Annotated in this window: 15 protein-coding genes; 7 read left to right on the plus strand and 8 right to left on the minus strand. The window is 68.6% G+C overall.

Going from position 1 to position 18,316, the window contains the following annotated elements:
* Positions 1 to 96: 96 nt before the first annotated feature.
* The 3 genes from ACVCMB_RS08415 (at position 97) to ACVCMB_RS08425 (ending at position 5,263) form a co-directional block, all read left to right on the plus strand.
* Positions 97 to 2,310: a hypothetical protein gene (locus ACVCMB_RS08415; protein WP_447106638.1), complete on the plus strand. Its 2,214-nt coding sequence runs from the start codon at positions 97 to 99 to the stop codon at positions 2,308 to 2,310.
* Between the two features lie 343 nt (positions 2,311 to 2,653).
* Positions 2,654 to 3,895 (plus strand): MFS transporter, encoded by a 1,242-nt coding sequence (locus ACVCMB_RS08420; RefSeq protein ID WP_447106639.1) that lies wholly within the window; start codon positions 2,654 to 2,656, stop codon positions 3,893 to 3,895.
* Between the two features lie 201 nt (positions 3,896 to 4,096).
* The gene (locus ACVCMB_RS08425) at positions 4,097 to 5,263 is read left to right on the plus strand and encodes a hypothetical protein (protein ID WP_447106640.1); all 1,167 of its coding nucleotides are present in this window, start codon (positions 4,097 to 4,099) and stop codon (positions 5,261 to 5,263) included.
* A gap of 271 nt (positions 5,264 to 5,534) precedes the next feature.
* Here ACVCMB_RS08425 and ACVCMB_RS08430 read toward each other — a convergent pair whose 3' ends face one another.
* Complete coding sequence (locus ACVCMB_RS08430) at positions 5,535 to 7,160, minus strand: S53 family peptidase (protein WP_447106641.1); 1,626 nt, start codon at positions 7,158 to 7,160, stop codon at positions 5,535 to 5,537.
* A 323-nt stretch (positions 7,161 to 7,483) separates the two neighbouring features.
* Entirely contained in the window at positions 7,484 to 7,753 is a 270-nt protein-coding gene (locus tag ACVCMB_RS08435; protein ID WP_447106642.1) for a metal/formaldehyde-sensitive transcriptional repressor, read from the minus strand.
* Positions 7,754 to 7,807: 54 nt separating this feature from the next.
* On the opposite strand from ACVCMB_RS08435, the gene dmeF reads away from it, so the two are divergent.
* A complete protein-coding gene (gene dmeF, locus ACVCMB_RS08440) occupies positions 7,808 to 8,746 on the plus strand; it encodes a CDF family Co(II)/Ni(II) efflux transporter DmeF (protein WP_447107151.1) in 939 nt (312 codons plus the stop codon).
* 196 nt (positions 8,747 to 8,942) lie between these two features.
* Here dmeF and ACVCMB_RS08445 read toward each other — a convergent pair whose 3' ends face one another.
* On the minus strand, positions 8,943 to 9,566 hold the full coding sequence (locus tag ACVCMB_RS08445) for a glutathione S-transferase family protein (protein WP_447106643.1): 624 nt from the start codon (positions 9,564 to 9,566) through the stop codon (positions 8,943 to 8,945).
* 97 nt (positions 9,567 to 9,663) lie between these two features.
* Complete coding sequence (locus ACVCMB_RS08450; RefSeq protein WP_447106644.1) at positions 9,664 to 10,050, minus strand: VOC family protein; 387 nt, start codon at positions 10,048 to 10,050, stop codon at positions 9,664 to 9,666.
* A 293-nt stretch (positions 10,051 to 10,343) separates the two neighbouring features.
* Between ACVCMB_RS08450 and ACVCMB_RS08455 the strand changes: the two genes are divergently transcribed.
* Positions 10,344 to 11,273, plus strand: a complete 930-nt coding sequence (locus tag ACVCMB_RS08455; protein WP_447106645.1) for a hypothetical protein — start codon at positions 10,344 to 10,346, stop codon at positions 11,271 to 11,273.
* A gap of 96 nt (positions 11,274 to 11,369) precedes the next feature.
* Here the strand turns inward: ACVCMB_RS08455 and ACVCMB_RS08460 are convergent, their stop codons facing one another.
* Positions 11,370 to 13,310 (minus strand): ATP-dependent DNA helicase, encoded by a 1,941-nt coding sequence (locus tag ACVCMB_RS08460; protein ID WP_447106646.1) that lies wholly within the window; start codon positions 13,308 to 13,310, stop codon positions 11,370 to 11,372.
* A 109-nt stretch (positions 13,311 to 13,419) separates the two neighbouring features.
* Here ACVCMB_RS08460 and ACVCMB_RS08465 point away from each other — a divergent pair, with 109 nt between their 5' ends.
* Both ACVCMB_RS08465 and ACVCMB_RS08470 read left to right on the plus strand, forming a co-directional pair.
* Entirely contained in the window at positions 13,420 to 13,968 is a 549-nt protein-coding gene (locus ACVCMB_RS08465) for a redoxin domain-containing protein (RefSeq protein WP_447106647.1), read from the plus strand.
* 68 nt (positions 13,969 to 14,036) lie between these two features.
* Positions 14,037 to 14,426 carry an MAPEG family protein gene (locus ACVCMB_RS08470; RefSeq protein WP_395120064.1) on the plus strand — a complete coding sequence of 130 codons (390 nt, stop codon included), beginning with the start codon at positions 14,037 to 14,039 and terminating at the stop codon, positions 14,424 to 14,426.
* A 19-nt stretch (positions 14,427 to 14,445) separates the two neighbouring features.
* Here the strand turns inward: ACVCMB_RS08470 and ACVCMB_RS08475 are convergent, their stop codons facing one another.
* From ACVCMB_RS08475 to ACVCMB_RS08485, 3 genes are all read right to left on the minus strand, one after another.
* Positions 14,446 to 14,976, minus strand: coding sequence for a tetratricopeptide repeat protein (locus ACVCMB_RS08475; protein WP_447106648.1), 531 nt, complete (start codon positions 14,974 to 14,976; stop codon positions 14,446 to 14,448).
* 2 nt (positions 14,977 to 14,978) lie between these two features.
* Complete coding sequence (gene mrcB, locus ACVCMB_RS08480; protein ID WP_447106649.1) at positions 14,979 to 17,288, minus strand: penicillin-binding protein 1B; 2,310 nt, start codon at positions 17,286 to 17,288, stop codon at positions 14,979 to 14,981.
* Between the two features lie 156 nt (positions 17,289 to 17,444).
* Entirely contained in the window at positions 17,445 to 18,311 is an 867-nt protein-coding gene (locus ACVCMB_RS08485; RefSeq protein WP_395120067.1) for an SDR family oxidoreductase, read from the minus strand.
* Positions 18,312 to 18,316: the final 5 nt, after the last annotated feature.

The following is an 18,316-nucleotide window of genomic DNA, read 5'->3' on the forward strand; positions in this document are numbered from 1 at the left end:
CCGGCCATCGCCGTTCCGCGCGTCGCGATCGCACCGATGCCGCGGGACGGGCGCCACCACACACCTGTCTTCAGCCAAGGCTTCACGGAGATCACGATGGCCAGTCGCAATGAAAAGGAAAAACCGCTGGATCTGACAGTCACCTTTGTCGGACTCGATGATGGACAGCAGCCGCCGCGCTTTGCGGCGTACAAGGTGGACGTCAGCGGCCGCCCGATCAGGAAGCTGGGCAGTTACGACGGCAAGCTGTTGCGGCTGGACCCGGGCGAGGCCAGCGCGATCGCGTTCGGACCGGACGTCGAGGATTACAGGACGCTGCCGACGGACAGCCTGGCGCGCTACCGCGTGGCGCAGCAGGTCGACCTGTGGCGCAAGCAGGGACTGGTGCTGGGGCCGGATATCTGGAACCGCTTCCACTTCCGTTTCCAGTGCGTCAGCGGCACCGTGAGCAAATGCCGGCCGTGGTTCTGGGACCTGCTCGACGATATCCGTCTGCAGCCGATGTACGCGCTGGCCCAGGTCGCGCGCATCAAGCCGATCACCGCGGAGCTGCGCCCGCATCTGCGCTTCCCGCTGCGTTGCGAGACACTGTGCGACGGCGTCGTGGAGGTCTACGAACGCGAATGCTGTTGCCGCTGGTTCCGCATCCCGGACCTGCTGGACCGGTTGCGCGAGATTCTCGCGGTGCTGCCGATACCGCTGCCGGACCCGATCCCCGACCCGATCCCCGGGCCGGACCCGGCGCCCTTCGACCCGCGTTCGCTGCGTGCCGCGGCGCGCGACATCCAGCAGCGCAAGGCGGCGTTCGATCTTGCCGCCACGCCACCGGAAAACCTGCACCAGGATTTCCTGGCGCTGCGTGCGATGCCGGAAGATGCGGCGCGCGAGTACGTGCTGGCGCGCCCGTACCTGTACCCGATCTTCTGCCACTGTTCGGTGCGCAAGGTCGGCGAGACGATGATCCAGCCCGGTGGCCGTTTCGACCTGTGCTACCTGCGCCCGCCGTTCCACCTGGCGCACGAGCATTGCGTCACGACCTACGCCTACCGCGTGCGGCAGATGATCAACGGCGCCTGGCACGTCGTCTACGACGGGCTGGCCGCACACCAGTATTTCGCCGCCGGCAGCACGGCGGACATCCACAGCTACGATCCGCAGGCGCGCGTCTGCGCCGACGGCCCGGGCGAGCCGCCGCCGAACGGCAACCTGCCGTTCGTGATGCTGGAGCACGTCGGCAGCTATGGCAGCTTCCACTTCAACTTCCCGGTGCAGACCGGGGTGTCGCAAGTCGGCGCGCTGGATGCCGACGACGGCACCTTCACCACCTCGTACGCGCCGGACTGCCCGTGGGGCGGCGGGCTGGGCCTGCGCCTGTGGTTCTCGCCGGAGCTGGAGCCGCTCGTGAAGTACTACCGCCTGAAGGTGTTTGCGCTGAGCGATGCCGGCACGCCGGTCGGTGCGCCGATCGTGCTGAACGACTCGGTCACCTGGGACAAGCTGGTGGACATTCCCGGCGACGTGGTGCGCGCACCGGAACTGCTGGGCCCGGCCACCGTCGGCGCGGAAAGCGACCTGTTCAAGGTGCCGTACTGGAGCTCTCCCGACCACCGCTACCTGAGCGGGCAGTTCCACCAGGGCTGGAACACGGCGCAAAGCCAGTTCCCCGACGGCAAGTACATGCTGGTCATCGAAGTGTTCGATGCCGCCGGCAACCGGGTGAAGCCGAACGGCGCAAGCGGGCCGGGCACGGCGCAACCGTTCGAATTCCGCCGCTGGATGTCCGCGGTGGATACCGACCCGGTGCCGTTCGCCGACGCGGCGCACGTGTTCTGGGTGGACAACACGCCGGTGGGCGGCGATATCGTCGACCTGCGCAAGAACGGCGTCGCCAACACCAGCCAGTGCCAGTTCATGACGGGCCCGGCGGCGAGCACCTTCGCCATCGGCTTCCGCGCCTACCACCTGCACGGCGTCGAGCACGCCGGCAACGGCGACGGCAATTCGTTCATGTGGCACTACGGCATCGGCTGGCAGCGAGGCCTGAACGGCAACAGCGGTGCGCTCGGCCCGGCACCGTCGGGCGGCAACAACCATACCGACGTCGGCGAGACCGGCGGCGCGGTGTCCTCCGGCAGCGAGACGTTCCAGACCATGCTGACCGACACCACGCAGGTGCCCAGCGTCGTGCTGAGCAAGTGCACCTTCAGCGTGACCCTGCACGTGTACGCCAAGCACTTCACCGGCAGCGGCCGCATCCAGGGTTACGACTATGCGGAGACGGCCTCGTTCGCACTGGAGATCACCAGCTGACGGCAGGCCAAATGGAGGCAACGGCATGGATGCCGCCGTCGGGGCTGCGCGCCAGGCGCTTGCGCGATATCGGCAAGCGCCTGGCGCGCAGCCTTCTTTTCGCTCCACACGTCCGGCCCGCCATCCTTCGGGCCGGCTTTGCCATTTCGCGCCGCGGCCGCGACGCGACGACAACCTCTCCCGGCCATACCGGATAGAAGGCGACCCGGCTGCACCCTGCAGACGAAAACCCTTGCCTGCGGACCGCGAGCCTCGGCCTGGCAAGCACGGCCACGCTTTCGGCTATACCCTGCCCGGGCGTCGGGCGGCTTGAGCCGCCCGCGAGTTCCCAGGAGGCGCCGCGATGAGCCTGCAGCCGGAAACACCCCGCCACGCCGCGGCGAAGACGCCGTCCGCGCTGCGCCGGATTCCGGCCGGCATCTGGGCGCTGGGCATGGTCTCCATGCTGATGGACACCTCCTCGGAGATGATCCACGCGCTGCTGCCGGTGTACCTGGTCGGCGCGCTTGGTGCCTCGGCGCTCGCGGTCGGCGTGATCGAGGGCATCGCCGAATCCACCGCGGCGATCACCAAGGTGTTCTCCGGCGCGCTGTCGGACTGGCTCGGCCGGCGCAAGCTGCTGGTGGCGATCGGCTACGGGCTGGCCGCGTGCACCAAGCCGGTCTTTCCGCTGGCGAGCACGCTCGGCTGGGTGGTCGCGGCGCGCTTCGTGGATCGTGTCGGCAAGGGTATTCGTGGCGCGCCGCGCGATGCGCTGATCGCCGACCTGGCACCGGCCGAGTTGCGTGGCGCCTCGTTCGGTCTGCGCCAGTCGCTCGACACCACCGGCGCGTTCCTCGGCCCGGGGCTGGCGATCGCGTTGATGTGGCTGACCGCCGACAACATCCCGCTGGTGTTCTGGTTCGCGGTGGTGCCGGGCTTTGCCGCGTTCGCGCTGGTGGTGTTCGGCGTGCGCGATGCGCCGGGCGACCGGGAAAGCAGGCGGGCGCGTTCGCCGTTGTCGCGCACCGAGCTGGCACGTCTGCCGCCGCTGTACTGGGGCGTGGTGACGATCGCCGCGGTGTTCACCCTGGCCCGTTTCAGCGAGGCCTTCCTGGTGCTGCGCGCGCAGGAGCTGGGCCTGGGGCTGGTGCTGATCCCGCTGGTGCTGGTGGTGTTGAACGTGGTGTATGCGCTCTCGTCCTATCCGGTCGGCGTGCTGGCCGATCGTTTCGGCCACGGCACGCTGCTCGCGCTGGGCGTGCTGGTGCTGGTGTTGGCGGATCTCGCGCTGGCCTTCGTCGGCGGGTTGGCGGGGCTGGCGCTGGGCGTGGCGTTGTGGGGACTGCACATGGGCATGACCCAGGGCCTGCTGGCGGCGATGGTTGCCGACGCCGCGCCGGCCGATCTGCGCGGCACGGCGTACGGCATGTTCAACCTGGTCGGCGGGCTGGCCCTGCTGGCAGCCAGCGTGGTGGCCGGCGCGCTGTGGGACGCGTTCGGCTCGCGCGCCACCTTCCTCGCCGGTGCCGGTTTTGCCGTGGTGGCGTTGCTGGCGCTGGTGCCGGTGGCGCGGCAGGTGCGCAGGCGTCGTCCGGCGTCGTGACGCGCAAGCAGCAAGGCCCGGCCCGGGGAAGCTTCGCGCGGACGCGCAACGAGCACCGCGGAACGGCCACTACGGCGCGGCCGCGACGCGCCTGCCGCGTACGCACCGGGCGCTGATCGGCGTACCATCGCCGGGCTGATAGTGGTGCCCGCCAGCGCCACGCGAGGGTGGCCGTTTCGTCACTTTACCCGGGGGAATTCCATGAGCGGAGAATGGCGCAGTGCTGCGGCACAGACCTTTGTGGGCGGTCGGATCACGCAGGTGGACAGCTACTGGCCGGCGAATACGCTGGCCGCCGACATCTTCCAGCTCATCGACGACTGGGATCTGTGGGGCGAAGCGTTCGGCGGCAAGGCAAAGAAGATCAAGGATCGCTGGCGCACGATGCTGGTGCTGCGCAACGGCGTGAAGTCCGCGGGTGGCCTGGTGCGCAAGGTCGGTGGCGTGCTCGGCGGCAAGAGCGAGGTCGGGTTGGGAACCGACCTGCTGCAGGAGCTCAAGGCCAACGTGGTGACCCCGCTGCAGAACCTGGCCAACCAGGCGCCGCTGACGATCAATTTCAGTGCGACCGGCTGGTTCGGCACGGGGCCCGGCTTCGACGAATACATCACCATGTGGGATCGGCATGGCACCGATGCGGCGCTGACCGCCAACCAGGACCCGAAAAACCCGGCCCATGTGCGGGCCAAGGCCGACCGTCACGCGCTGTACGGGCAGTTCGCCGACGGCAAGACCCAGGTGGGCGCTGCCGGCCTGGTGCTGCCGCACGTGAAAAAGCAGGGCGGCACCACGGCGCCGGCCACCATGCATTACTCCCCCAACCATGTGCATGCGCCCGGCGCGGCGGCGGACTCCCAGGTCTTTGCGGCGCTGAACTACGGCCGCCGACTGCATGGCGCCAATACCGGGTACGGCAAGAGCGTGTTCGAGCTGGACGACGGCTTCAAGAAGGACGCGATCTACTTTGCGATGGACACCTTCACGCCGGTCTCCAACGGCAGCGGCTTCAAGGCGAAGGCCGATCGCGGCAAGCTCTACCAGGTGAGTTTCAACACGTTCGGCGGCGCGATCCTGCTGGCGACCCGATCGCAGTACCAGGCCAACCCCAGCGCGACCCACCTGACCAATGCAAAAGCCCTGGTGGCCGACTTGCTGGCCTCCGCACGCAACGGCAATCCGCGGCCCGACAGCGCGGAAAACCATCTGCTGATCGAGGCACACATCTTCCGGCGGGTGCGCATGATCCCGGCGCAAGTGCGAACCGTGCACATATCGCGCGAGGAATGCGGCGCCCAACTGAACGCCGTCCAGGCCAACGCCGCGCAGTTCAGCCGGCGCACCGGGGTTCAGGTGAATTACATCGACTGAGTGGCCGAAGAGAGCCACGTAGCGGAAGCCGGGGCGAAGGCAGTCGAACAGAGAAGGTAGCGGCCGGCGTGCTGCGGCGGCGCGGTTCTGGATCTTTGAATGGTGCGGGCCACGGGCCTTCTCTCTGGTCGTCTTGTCTTTGGCCACGCAAAAAGACAGTGGCTCGGTCGCCGAAGGCGATCGACCGCTTTTGCCCTCGACTGCAAAAGCATCCGGACGCAACGAGGGCGCCCGCCTCCCGACGGACGCCCTCGCAGTTGCAACACGGAACTTACAGGCCCGCGTTCAGCGCACTCACGATGCCGCTGCCGAAGCCGCTGGCGTAGTCCCAGCCGACCGTCGCCGTCTCACCGCCATTGCTGCCGGAGGTGACGTCGTGATAGCTGGCGGTGGACACGCTGTACAGGTGCGGCCCGGCGAAGCCCAGCGCCGGATGCGCCGCGAGCATGCGGGCCCAGGTGGCCGCGAACAGCGGGGCCGCCAGGCTGGTGCCGCCGTACTGCGCGTTGCTGCCGTTGACGATGATGATCGCGCCCGAGTTCGGGTCGGCGTCGAAGGCCACATCCGCCACGTCGCGGGTAGTGCCGCCGCCCTGGGTCTGCCAGCTCGGTTTCGGTTCGACCGTGCTCGGGCTGCCGCCCGCGCCGCTCCACAGTGTCTCGCTCACCCAGCTGTTCGACGCGCCGGTGCTCAGCGACGTACCGCTCACCGCCACCACGTACGGCGAACTGGCCGGGTAGCTCGGCGTGGTGCCGGTCGGCTTCTTGGTGCATTCGTTCGAGCCGGAGTCGCCGGTCGAGATGGAGAACGTCTGGCCCTGCGCCACGCCCAGCGCGAGGATCTGGTCATCCGCCGCCATCGAGCCGTCCTGGTAGGCGCTGGTTTCGCATTCGCCGAGCGAGACGTTGACGACCTGTGCCTGGTTGTCGCTCACCGCCTTGTTGAACGCGGCGGTGAGATCGCTGTTTGAAAGCGAGTTGGCCGCGTAGAAGATCAGCTTGCCGACCCCGCCGGACATCGCGACGATGTCCTGGCTGTCCAGATCCCACTCGGGCGTGCCGCTGGTGTCGGTACCCGGCGTGCTCACCGTCACCACCTGCGTGTTCACTGCCGGCAGGCCGTTGGTGCTGGTGAACTGGTTGAGATCCTTCAGCGGCTGGGTCATGTCGCCATCGCTGATGATGCCCACCGTGACCGTGGAAGCGGTCGGGGTGCCGCCCACGTTGTAGATGGTCGGAAACGCGGTCGGGTTGTGGCCGACCAGGGTCGCGCCGCCACCACCGCCCGGCCGGCCCTTCTCCACGCGTCCCTGCGTCGAAGCCTTGGCCAGCATGGTGTGCGGATGCGTCACCGTCTGCAGGCCGCTCACCGACAGCACGACGTCGGCCAGTGCCGCCGGCACCTTGGCGTCGTCGATGTTGGCGAAGGCGGCGCGACCGTGCTCGTCAGTGGCCTTGACCAAGCGCGTGCCGAACGCGGCCCCCGCATTGCCGGCGGTACCGTCCGCCGAAACCAGCAGGCGGTTGGCCGATATGCTGACGTGGCTGAAGCCGGCCTGGCTCAGGTAATCGGCCACGGCCTGCGCCTGCGCCTGGCTCGGCAGGAAGTTCGCGGCCACGTCGCTCGACTGCAGCCTGGCGCGGAACAGCGGGCTGGCCGGGTTGTGTGCGGCGGCGATGAAATCGTCGAGCGCACCCTTGTTCCGGATCTTCAGCGTCACCTGCACGTGCAGCGGCATGCTGGATGCCACCAGGCTGCTCATGTTCACCGACGCGGCCGGCACGTGCGCATGCGTGGCCGTCGTCTTCCACGTCGAGTCGACGCCGGCCGCCGCTGCGACCGTGGACGCCAGCGCCCAGATTGCCCCCATTGCCAGACACAGCGAAGTCTTCTTCATCTGCATGGTTGATCCCCGAGGTTGATGGTGCGAACAGAAAAATTCCGGTCATTGACGAATCGGAATCCCGTGACGCGGCCCTGGTCCCACCCAACGAATCCCTGGCCTCGCCAGTCCTCGACGCTAACACGCGGGGGCGGCGAATAATCCGTGCAGCCGTCAAAAAAACGCATGCAAGTGGTTGATTCGCAAAAGCTTGCGGAAACGCATGAAATCGCGACAGGCGGCGAGGCGGTCGAATCCGGCTTGCCGCACCTGGCCATCAGACCCGCCGATGACGGTCTGTCCTTCGGTGCCCGCAAATGCCGTTGCAGGCACCGCCGCTACTTGAGGTAGCTGCGCAACACCGCCAGTACCGGGAGGAGTTCGTCCTGCCGTTTGCTGCTGCCGCGGCCGGCCACGTGCGAGCGCAGATGGCCCTCCATCACCTGCAGGATCAACCCGTTGACCGCGCCGCGCACGGCTGCCAGCTGCTGCAGCACGGCGCCACATTCCGTGTCGCCTTCGATGGCGCGTTCGAGCGAAGCCAGCTGGCCGCTGATGCGGCGCACGCGGGCAACCAGCTTCTTGCGGTTCTCCTGGATGTGCGACACGGCGACCGCCTCCCGTCATATACTGCGGGGGAGTATATGACCAGAGCACGCAGCATGCCCGCCCCCGACGTCTCCGCATTCACCCACAGCCACCAGTTCAACCACGTCGACGCCAAGGCGGAGCGCAACACACGGCGCGTGGTGTACATCACGGCGGCAATGATGGTGGTGGAGATCGCGGGCGGCTACTGGCTGAACTCGATGGCCCTGCTGGCCGACGGCTGGCACATGAGTTCGCATGCGCTGGCGATGGGACTTTCGGTGATGGCCTATGCGCTGGCCAGGCGCTACGCGAAGGACGGCCGCTTCGCCTTCGGCACCTGGAAGATCGAGATACTCGGCGGCTACAGCAGCGCCCTGCTGCTCGCCGTGGTTGCCGCGCTGATGATGGTGCAGTCGCTGGAGAGGCTGTTCGTGCCCGCCACGATCCACTACGACGACGCGATCCTGATCGCAGTGCTCGGCCTGGGCGTCAACCTTCTGTGCGCATGGCTGCTGAAGGGCGAGCACCCCCACGCGCACGGGCACGCGCATGGACACGATCACGGCCACGGGCACGACAACCATCATCATGACGTGAACCTGCGCGCGGCCTACCTGCACGTCATCGCGGACGCGGCAACTTCCGTGCTGGCCATCGTCGCGCTGGTCGGCGGCAAGCTATACGGTGCTGCCTGGCTCGATCCGGTGATGGGCATCGTCGGCTCGATCCTGGTCGCGCGCTGGGCGTTCGGCCTGCTGCGCGAGTCCGGCAAGATCCTGCTGGACGCCGAGATGGACCAGCCGGTGGCCGATGAAATCCGCGACGTGGTGCGCGATCAGTTCGCCACGGCGGCGGTCAGCGACCTGCACGTCTGGCGCGTCGGCCGCGACAGCTACGCCTGCATCCTCGGTCTGGTGGCCACCACGCCGATCAGCGCCGAGGAAGTCCGCCAACAACTGGCCATCCACGAGGAACTGGTGCACGTGACGGTCGAGATTGCGGCGGCCTGAGGCAACCACTCGGCATCCACGTTGCGGATGCGCGGCGCGGGCATCTATCCGCCCTGCGAGACACGCGCCACGCTTCCGAAGAGACGGACGAAAATGACGGCGGCGCAGGAAATACCCCTCGCCGCGCTGCCGCCATCCCGGCGGCCCCTGCCGGGTGCTCGCCAGGGCCGTTTCACGGCAACCCCGTCGCGGCTGTTCAGCCCTGGGCCTGGTCGAGCTGCTGCATCTTGAGCGCGCGCTGCACGCCGGCGTCGGCGCGCATGCGTCGCTCGAATGCCTGCAAGTTGGCGAGGCCGCCAAGGTCGACGTTTACCGCGTGGGTCCAGCGCAGGGTGACGAACAGGTAGGGGTCGGCAATGGAACGCTCGCCGGCCAGCCAGTCGCGTCCTTCCAGGTGCTTGTCCAGCCGCTCGAACCAGGTGCGCAGCTGCTGGCGCGCGGCGTCCTTGCTCTTCTCGATCATCGCCTCGTCGCCAAGGTAGCTGGTGGCGCCGAACAGCGGTTTGAACGCCGGGTGCACGTCGGAGTTGATCATTGCCAGCCAGCGGTTCACCTCGGCGCGGCCGCGCGGGGTGGGTTCGCCGCCCAGCTTCGCGGCGGGGAACTTGTCGGCAAGGTAGTTGAGGATGGCGGCGTTCTCGTTGAGCGCCCAGCCGTCTTCGACGAGGATCGGCACCTGGCCGTTCGGGTTCAATGCGCGGATCGCCGGACTCGCCAGATCATTCTTCTGCAGCAGTTGCAATTCGTAGGGCCGGCCGATCCATTCGAGCACGATGTTGGCGCCCAGCGCGCACGAGCCGGAAAAACTGTAAAGCTTCATGGATGTCTCCTTGGGTGAAGCGGACGTCGCGTGGCAGACGCGGCGAGATGGCGTGCAGCAGCACGTCCTGTCCAGATGCCGGCGGCAGCGGCGAACTTCAAGCCGCCGTCGGGGCCTGGGCCGGCGGTTGCCACAGTTCGATGCGGGTGCCTTCGGGATCGGTGATCCAGCCGAAGCGGCCGAACTCGCTTTCGTCGACGCGCTCGTCCACCTGGACGCCATCGGCGCGCAATTGCGCCAGCAGCGCGTCGAGGTCGTCGACGCGGAAGTTGATCATGTACGACTGCGGGCCCGCGCCGAAGTAGCTGGTGGCGGCCGCGAAAGGCGACCACAGCGTGTAGCCGGGCCGCTGTTCGTCCTCGTCGAAGCGCACGCCGCCCCATGCCTCGGCATCCAGGCCGAGATGTCTCGCGTACCACGCCGCGAGCACGGCGGGATCGCGCGACTTGAAGAAGATGCCGCCCAGTCCGGTGACCTTGGCCATGTCGTTGTCCTGTCGCGTCGGATGTTGCGGCCCATCGTATCCCGGCGCGTCACGGGCAGGGCGGGCGCTGCCCGCCGCTCCCCGGCCATGCAGATAAGGGGGGAGTATCAACAAGGACAGGACAAGGAGCTCTCATTGCCTTCGTCCCCTTGTTCCTGTTCCGGAGACCTCAAGCCGCCGCCGGCTCAGGCCTGCATCCTGATTGCCGGTTCGCGAAATGCGGGTCAACGAGCCGCGCCCTGTTCCCGTATCATCTGCGCCGCCCGCCTCGACCTCGGTACGAATGGAATCGGATGAAACGCAACAAGCTCGTCACGCTGGCAATCCTGCTCGCCGTTCCCCTCGCCGCGTGCATGCAACCGCAGGATGCCGGGGAAGCACCACCGGCAAACCCCGCCAACAGCCCTGACCTGTCGGAAGCCTGCAGTTCGGTCGATGCCGAAACCGGCGCGCTTGTTCCCTTTGCGCGCCTGATCCAGGTGCACGTGGAATTGCGCTACCGCGTCGACTACCTCAACGAATTCAACGACAACGACGGCACCGCAAGCAATCGAACCGAAATGCACGCGCTCGTCCAAGGCTCCGCAGACCTGCTCGCCTGTACATGGAAGGAGTTCGGCTACAACCAGTACATGTTCCATCCAGCGCGCGAAGACGAACTGCCTCCCTTTCCCGCCCCTGCGTCCGGCACGGTGAGCCTGAAGGGCCTGCGCACCGGGCGTGCCGTGGTACACGGCGAAACCATCACCACGAAGGAAACCGTGCAGGCCAGCGGCAAGCTGCGGGGGATCACGCTGTCCGTCCCCACCCGCGATGGAACCATGCCGGACGGCGACGGCACCTGCATTGAAGTGGGTTTTGATGCGCCGATGTCCGGCAACTGGACTCTCGATGTCGCAAGCACCGATGGCACTCGCAAGCATGAGGAGAGGTCGCCGGAGTCGCTGGAAGGCAGCGTCTATTCGGCCTTTGCCGTCAGAACCTACGACACCGGCGAATCCGAGTTCATCAATCATTCGCTGACGCTCTGCGATGGCCCGCGCAACCGACCCGACCAGATGACGCAGGGTCTGCCCGCCGGCGGCATGACGATCAATCCGGACGAGTCCGTGTGGACCCGCAGCGGCGAGTGGGTCGGCCACAACACGGTACCGGCCGAGCATCGCTATATCGACTTTTCCCTCAAGGTCGTGCCTCGAACCCTGCCATATCCGAATCCGTAGCTGCCCGGGCAACACGACGGCTGTCAGGGCGTGCCGGCAGCCAGCGCGGGTCTTCGGCCGGGTCTGTGAAGCAAAGGCTGGCGGGCGGCGCCCGCCCTACGACGGCAGGTCGAAGAAGGCTTGCACGTCAGCCAGCTCGCGGGTGCGCGGCATCGGCGGGACGCTGGCGAGGAACAGCTTGCCGTAGCCCTTGCCGGTGAGGCGCGGGTCGCACAGCACCAGCACGCCGCGGTCGTGCACGCTGCGAATCAGCCGGCCGGCGCCCTGCTTCAGCGCAATCACCGCGCTGGGCACCTGCCAGCCCATGAACGGATTGATGCCGGATTGTTCCAGCGCGGCGAGGCGCGCCATCAGCACCGGATCGTCGGGCGCGGCGAACGGCAGCTTGTCGATCACCACCACGCTGAGCGCCTCGCCGACCACGTCGACGCCTTCCCAGAAACTGGCCGCACCGAGCAGCACGCCGTGGCCGCTGGCGCGGAACTCCTCCAGCAGCCGTGGCCGCGGCGCGCTGCCCTGCACGAACAGCGGCCATGGCACCTTGTCCTGCAGCAGCTCGGCGGCGCGGCGCAGTGCGCGGTGCGAGGTGAACAGCAGGAAGGCACGGCCGTTGGAGGCCTGCAGCACCGGCAGCACCGCCTCGATCACCTGCTCGGTGTAGTCGCGTGCGTTCGGGTCGGGCAGGCCAGCGGGCAGGTAGCACAGCGCCTGGTGCGCGTAATCGAACGGGCTGTCCAGGCTCAGTGTCTGCGGCTCGTCCAGGCCGAGCTGGCGCGCGAAGTGGTCGAAGTTGCCGGCCACCGACAGCGTGGCCGAGGTGTGGATCCACGCCGCCTGGGTGCGTTCGCGCAGGCCGCGCATCGGCGCGGCGAGATCCAGCGGCGTGGCGTACAGCGCGAAGCCGCGCGGGAAGGTTTCGTACCAGCGCACGTCCTGGTCGCCATGCGTCTCGATGATGCGCTCCAGCCGCCCGCCGAACAGCGCGGCGCGTTCGTGCAGGTTGGCGAAGCCACGCGAGCGCTCGGCCTGCGAGGCGAGCAGCTCGGCCAGCGTGGCCAGCAGTTCGCCCAGTTCGTGCAGTGCGACGCGCACCTCGGCGCGATCCTCCAGCAGCGCGAAGGCGCCGCGCGAGGGCAGCGGCTCCAGCGCCAGGCGCAGCTTGCGCAGCGCGTTCTGCAATGCCTCGACCGGTTCCAGCAGCAGGCCGATCGCGCCGGTGATGCCGCTGCATTCGGTCAGCGCGTCCTGCGCCATGTCGGTGAGCTGCCGCGCGCTGATGCTCTGCGAGAAGAACTGGCCGGCCAGCTCGGGAATCTGGTGCGCCTCGTCGAGGATGAAGGCCGTCGCGCCCGGCAGGATCTCGCCGAAACCTTCCTGCTTCAGCGCGAGGTCGGCGAACAGCAGGTGATGGTTGACCACCACCACGTCCGCCTCCATCGCCTCGCGGCGCGCCTTGAACACGTGGCAGTCCTCGTAGAACGGACACTCCACGCCGAGGCAGTTTTCCGCGGTGGAGGTGACCCGCGGCCACAGCGGCGACTCCTCCGGCACCTCGGCCAGCTCCATGCGGTCGCCGCGGCGGGTGCGCGCGGACCAGGCGCGGATCGTCGCCAGCTGCGCGGCCTGCGCCGGCGCCAGGCTGCCGCCATCGCGCACGGTCTGCTCGAGCCGGTACAGGCAGAGATAATTCGCGCGACCCTTCAGCAGCGCCGTCTTCAGGCGTGCGCCCAGCACCGAGCGCACCTTCGGCAGGTCGCGGAAATACAGCTGGTCCTGCAGCGCCTTGGTGCCGGTGGAGATGATCACCCGCTCGCCCGACAGCAGCGCCGGCACCAGGTAGGCGTAGGTCTTGCCGGTGCCGGTGCCGGCCTCGGCAACCAGCGTGTCGCGCCCGGCGATGGCCTGCTGCACTGCCCGCGCCATCGCCTGCTGGGCCAGCCGCGGCGCGAAGTTCGGCAGCTCGCGGGCGAACGGGCCGTCGGCACCGAGCAAGGCGCCGACGTCCTCGTCGGACACGGTGTCGTCGGGAGCGATCATCCGCCGATTATGGCCGAGCGACCGCCGTCGACAAAGCGGCGCGGGAACCGCGACGGTGGCCGGCGCATCCACTGGCATGCCACCCGCCCGCCACTCCAAGGAGGCAGCCGTGAGACTGTTCGCACCCGAAACCGCACCCGTACTCGACCTGGTCGACATCCACGGCCAGGCCATCACGACCAGCCAACCCGGTCGGCTTACCCTGCTCTCGTTTTTCCGTGATGCGGCCTGCCCGTTCTGCAATTTCCGCATCTACGAGCTGACCCAGCGGCACCAAGAATTGTCCGAGCGCGGGCTGGACGTGGTGGCGGTGTTCAGCGCCTCGCAAGCCGAGGTGCTGCGCTTCGCCGGCCACCGCCCGCGGCCGTTTCCGCTGGCGGCCGACCCCACCTCGCGTGCGCACGAGGTCTACGGCATCGAGCGTTCGCTGTGGCGCAAGTTCAAGGCGATCGTGACGCGGGTGCCGACCCTGATCCGCGGCCTGCGCCTGGTCGGTTTCGCCGGCCTCAACACCGGCAACCTGATGCCGGCGGATTTCCTGATCGACGGCCGCGGCCGCATCGTGGAGGCCTACTACGGCCGCGACGCCGGCGACCGGATTCCGCTGCAGCGGGTCGAAAGCCTGCTGCGGCAGGATCGCAGCCGCCGCGCGGCGTAGCCCGGGGCCACTGGCGAGAAGCCGCGGCTGGATTCACCATGCGCCCACCATCGCCGGAGGAGTACGTCGTGACGACCGAACTTTGCATGCTGCTGTGGAGTGTGGTGCTGGGGCTGGTGCAGATCGCCCTGGCGGCGAGCTGTTCGATCGGCCAGCGCGGGCTCGGCTGGATCGCCAGCGCGCGCGACGAGGTGAAGCCGCCGTTGACCGGCGTCGGCGGACGGCTCGATCGTGCCCGCGCGAACTTCCTGGAAACCTTCCCGTTGTTCGCCGCCGCGGTGCTGGCCGCGCAGGTGATGCAGCAGCACGACCCGCTCACCGTGCTCGGTGCGCAACTTTATTTCTGGGCACGCGTGCTCTACGTGCCGGTGTATGCCGCCGGCATCCCCTACCTGCGCACGCTGGTCTGGGCGGTGAGCCTCGCCGGCATCGTGTTGTTGCTGGTGGCGCTGCTCTGAGCGGCCGGGGCGCCGCCGCTCAATACCGGGGCACACCCGCCTTGCGGCACTGCTGCACCCACTTGCGCGCAGTCGACGCGCCGACCGTGTCGTTCGCCTGCAAGCGGGTCTCGACGATGGTCTGCCAGTTGCGCGCGCACAGCGGACCAAGGCGCGGGCCCAGCGTCCACGACTTGTGCGCCAGCTTTTCGGCGCGCACGAAATTCTTCAGCCGGATCGCGATCTCGGCGCGCTCCTGCAGCAGGTCGGGCGCATCGGGGCTGATCTGCAGCGCCTTGTCCAGCGTGGCGGCGGCGGCAGTGTAGTTGCCGCTGCGTTCGTCCTGTTCCGCCTGGACCATCAGCGCATCCACGGCCGGGTCGCGCAGCGGCTTCACGTCGATGACCGAATCGTCGTGCGCGCCGGCGGCACGGATCGCCGCCACCGCGTCATGCTCCGGCGCGGCCGCTGGCGCCGGCGCCGGCGCGGAACGAAACAGGCTGCAGCCGGCCAGGGTGGCAAGCAGCGCCGACAGCAGCAGCGGCGCGAGGCGTCGGGAAGTCATGGGCATGGTCACGGCGTGGTGGTCGAGGGAGCGGGGGTGGCGGTGTCGCCGCCGAACAGGCTTTGCCAGAAGCAGCCCTCGGCATCGGCCGGCAGGCTGCCGGCGACCACCGGCACCTGCTGCGCGCCCTGGCATTGCGGCTCGGTGCGGCGGCCATCGGCGGGGTTGATCCAGGCCATTTCCAGGCCCGGTCCCGGCGCGGCGGACAATGGCGTGGTGGGCAGCTTGGCGAACAGGTCGCGCCAGGCGCGCAAGCCGCCGCTGGCGCCGAACAGCGTGGTCGGCTTGTTGTCGTCGCGGCCCATCCAGAACACCGCCAGGTGGTTGCCGGTGAAGCCGGCGAACCAGCTGTCGCGCATGTCGTTGCTGGTGCCGGTCTTGCCGGCGGCGTGCAGCGAGGCCAGCGCGGAGTTGCCGATCGCGCTGGCGGTGCCGTACTCGGCCACCTGCTGCATTGCCCAGGTGGTCAGCCGCACCGCCTCCTGGTATTCGCCGGGACCGGGCTGCACCTGGTAGCGCTTGATCGTGCGGCCGCTGCCGTCGAGCACGCCGCGCACCGCCAGCAGCGGCAGGGCGTGACCATCCGCCGCCAGATACTGATAGAGCTGCGCCACCTGCAGCGGAGACAGGTCCAGCGCGCCGATCAGCAGCGAGGGACTTGGATTGACGTCGGTGAGCCCGAACGATTCGAGGAACGCACGGATGCGCGGCAAGCCCACCGCCATGCCGAGGTGGATCGTGGCGAGGTTCCACGAATGCGCCAGCGCGTCGACCATGATCAGCGGGTCGTGGCTGCGGTGGTCGTCGTTCTGCGGCGTCCACATGCTGCCGTTGGGCTGGCGCATGCTGATCGGGCTGTCGTCCATCATGCTGGCCAGGTTCCAGCGCTCGGGCTGGGTCAGCGCGACCAGGTAGACGAACGGCTTGATCGTGGAGCCGATCTGCCGGCGGATGTCCAGCGCGCGGTTGAAACCCGGCTCGCCCGGATTGCGGTTGCCGACCACGGCAAGCACGCTGCCGGTGTGCGCATCGGTCACCACCGCCGCCGCCTGCACGCCGTCGCCGCGCTTGCCCAGGCCCTTGAGCGAACTGGTGATCGCCTGCTCGGTGTACAGCTGCGCGGCCGGGTCCAGCGTGGTGAAGATCGACAGGTTGCCTTCGCGCAACGCCTTCTCGTCGAAGTCGGTGGTGATCTGCTTGCGCACCAGATCCATGAACGCGGGGAAGCGGTTGTGCGGCAGCTGGCCGTTCTTGATCACGTCCAGCGGCGCAGCCTGGCCCGCATTGAGCTGCGCGGCGCTGATCAGGCCGGTGTCGAAGAACTCCTGCAGCACCAGGTTGCGCCGCGCCAGGGCGCGCTTGGGTGCGCGGCGCGGGTCGTAGTAGCTCGGCCCCTTCACCAGGCCGACCAGCAAGGCGATCTCCTGCGGCCGCAGCTCCTGCAGCCGGCGCCCGAAATAGAACTCCGACGCGGCGCCGAAACCGTGCACCGCCTGCGCCCCCTGCTGGCCCAGGAACACGTCGTTGACGTAGGCCTCCAGGATGCGCCCCTTGCTGTAGTGCGCCTCCAGCAGCAGCGACATCAGCGCCTCGTTGATCTTGCGCGTCAAGGTCTGGTCGCGGCTCAGGAACAGGTTGCGCACCAACTGCTGGGTCAGCGTGGAACCGCCCTGCACGGTGTGGCCGGCACGCAGGTTGGCCAGCGCCGCGCGCGCGATCGCGCCGAAGTCGATGCCGATGTTGTTCTTGAAATTGCGGTCCTCGACCGACTGCAGGCCCTTGACCAGCAGCGGCGGCACGTCGCGCAACTGCACGAAGCGTCGCTCCTCCTGGCTGGCGCCGTACAGCGTGGCGATGCGCGCCGGGTCGAGATGGGTCTGCTTGATCGGCTGCTTGTCCGCCGCGGTGTGCACCGAGGCCACCTCGCCGCCGCCCAGGGTCACCACGATGCGCTTGGGCAACTCGCCGCCGTCGGGGCCGGCGTAGCCACGCGAGGAGATCGTGTAGCGGCTGCCCTGCTTCATCCAGCTGCCGGGCACCTGGCCCTTGCCGTCGTGGCTGTAGCCGGCGAAGGTCAGTTCCAGTTCCAGCGCGGCGCTGGTCATCGGCTCGCCGGCCTGCAGCGGCAGCGGCCGCGCATACACCCGCGTGGGCACCGCGAACACCAGGTCGTTGAAACGATCCTGCACGCGCTTGTTGAGCACCAGCACGTACGGCAACACGAAACCGACCAGCAGGCCCAGGCCGATCCAGCACGGAATGCGCAGCCACGGCCAGCTGCGGCGGGCGAGGGAACGGGTACGGTCGAGGAAGCTCAAGGGCGGCGGAATCCGGCGATCAGGTTTCCCGATGATAGGGCGTGCATCCCGGCGCGCCCATGAACGCCGCGGCGGTTTTGCGGGCAAATTCGTGGCACGAGGGTGGTGGCGCGGGCACGGCGCGAGCGGCGTGAGGGGCCCGGGACGGGGTCAGAGTCACTTTTCGCTCGCGAAAAGTGACCCTGCCCCCCGGGGCATCCACATGCCGGCATCCGGCCGAAACGGCCGCGGGTGAATGCCCAGCAAGCGCTGCAACTCGCCGTTGTCGGCGACCAGATCGCGGTCCAGCCGGCTCAGCGGGCCACGCAGCGGCGGGCACGTGCGAGCAAGCAGCCGCAACAACCAGGCGGGCAGCGGCACTGTCACGGTGGCGCGCGGCAGGCTGTCGCGCACGCGCGCGAACATCTGCGGATACGGCAGCCGTTCGCCGCCGCCGATCGGCACGATGCGTCCCGCCGAGGCGGGACAATCCAGCGCGGCCAGCACTGCCTGCGCGACGTCGTCGGCATGCACCGGCTGGCGCAGGCCACGCGCGGCCGGGATCGGAAACAACCGCGTGCGCAGCGCACGGCGCGCGATCGGGGTGAGGCTGCGATCGAGCCCGGCGCCATACACCAGGGTTGGCCGCAGCACGGTCCACGCGCAGCCGTGGCGGGCGCAGGCGGTGGCCAGCGCAGCCTCGCCCTCGCGCAGCTGGCGCGCGATCGCGCGCTCGGCCGGCACCACCGAATCCCGCTTGCTTTCGGCGCTCATCGAACTGGTGGCCACCACCCTCGGCGCGCCGACCAGGCTGGCATGGGCCAGCCATTCGGCCAGCGCCAGCAAGGGACCGAAACTGATGATTGCCGACAGTTCGGGCAACGTCGGCATGTCGTGCGGCAGGGTACCGCGCAGCCACTGCACCCCGTCGCGCGCGGGCCGCGGATGCCGGCTCAGCGCCAGCACCGGCTCACCGGTGGCGCGCAGGTGCGGCAGGAGGAAGTGGCCGATCTGGCTGCTGCCGCCGACGACCAGCACCGTCATGTCGG

The organism is Rhodanobacter sp. UC4443_H10 (assembly GCF_052978325.1).

Excerpts from the sequence above, each read along its gene's own strand:
- ACVCMB_RS08455 (WP_447106645.1), top strand. The coding sequence starts at position 10,344 with ATGAAACGCAACAAGCTCGTCACGCTGGCAATCCTGCTCGCCGTTCCC.
- dmeF (WP_447107151.1), top strand. The coding sequence starts at position 7,808 with ATGCCCGCCCCCGACGTCTCCGCATTCACCCACAGCCACCAGTTCAAC.
- ACVCMB_RS08430 (WP_447106641.1), bottom strand. The coding sequence starts at position 7,160 with ATGAAGAAGACTTCGCTGTGTCTGGCAATGGGGGCAATCTGGGCGCTG.
- ACVCMB_RS08460 (WP_447106646.1), bottom strand. The coding sequence starts at position 13,310 with ATGATCGCTCCCGACGACACCGTGTCCGACGAGGACGTCGGCGCCTTG.
- ACVCMB_RS08475 (WP_447106648.1), bottom strand. The coding sequence starts at position 14,976 with ATGCCCATGACTTCCCGACGCCTCGCGCCGCTGCTGCTGTCGGCGCTG.
- ACVCMB_RS08420 (WP_447106639.1), top strand. The coding sequence starts at position 2,654 with ATGAGCCTGCAGCCGGAAACACCCCGCCACGCCGCGGCGAAGACGCCG.
- ACVCMB_RS08415 (WP_447106638.1), top strand. The coding sequence starts at position 97 with ATGGCCAGTCGCAATGAAAAGGAAAAACCGCTGGATCTGACAGTCACC.
- ACVCMB_RS08485 (WP_395120067.1), bottom strand. The coding sequence starts at position 18,311 with ATGACGGTGCTGGTCGTCGGCGGCAGCAGCCAGATCGGCCACTTCCTC.
- ACVCMB_RS08445 (WP_447106643.1), bottom strand. The coding sequence starts at position 9,566 with ATGAAGCTTTACAGTTTTTCCGGCTCGTGCGCGCTGGGCGCCAACATC.
- ACVCMB_RS08450 (WP_447106644.1), bottom strand. The coding sequence starts at position 10,050 with ATGGCCAAGGTCACCGGACTGGGCGGCATCTTCTTCAAGTCGCGCGAT.
- ACVCMB_RS08425 (WP_447106640.1), top strand. The coding sequence starts at position 4,097 with ATGAGCGGAGAATGGCGCAGTGCTGCGGCACAGACCTTTGTGGGCGGT.